1 pseudogene is annotated in these 369 nt (G+C 68.6%); it reads left to right on the top strand.

What is annotated here, in order from left to right:
- A pseudogene (locus tag R5H29_RS22825) lies at positions 1-153 on the top strand (PLP-dependent aminotransferase family protein); the annotation flags it as partial.
- Positions 154-369: the final 216 nt, after the last annotated feature.

Genomic DNA, 369 nt, shown 5'->3' with positions numbered 1-369 from the left:
CCGTCATCGGCGTTCTGTCCGCCGGGGGTCTCGCTCCAGTACGGCGTGCGGTTGTCGCTGGGGCTGGCGGCGGACCGACGGCAGCTGGAGAGTGCGTTGCGGCGGATTGACCGGTTGTTGTTGTCCGATGCGTTGCCGGCGATCGAGCGGTAGCCCCCACCCGATCGGTAGTGCTGGCCGCTGGCCGGCAGCTGCTCGTGGGCGACGATCATGAGGTTGCCGGCCAGCGGCCGGCACTACCGTTCATGATCAGGCCAAGGCGGAGAGCGCCGTCACCAACGCATCCATCTGCTCGGGCCGGGTGAACACCGACGGCGTCACCCGCACGCAGGCGCCGGAGTCCAAGCCGTCGCGATGGGTGGTGAATAT

Source organism: Stenotrophomonas sp. A3_2, assembly GCF_036624925.1.
Taxonomy (GTDB): domain Bacteria; phylum Pseudomonadota; class Gammaproteobacteria; order Xanthomonadales; family Xanthomonadaceae; genus Stenotrophomonas; species Stenotrophomonas hibiscicola.
This window is presented reverse-complemented; position numbering and strand designations above follow the sequence as displayed.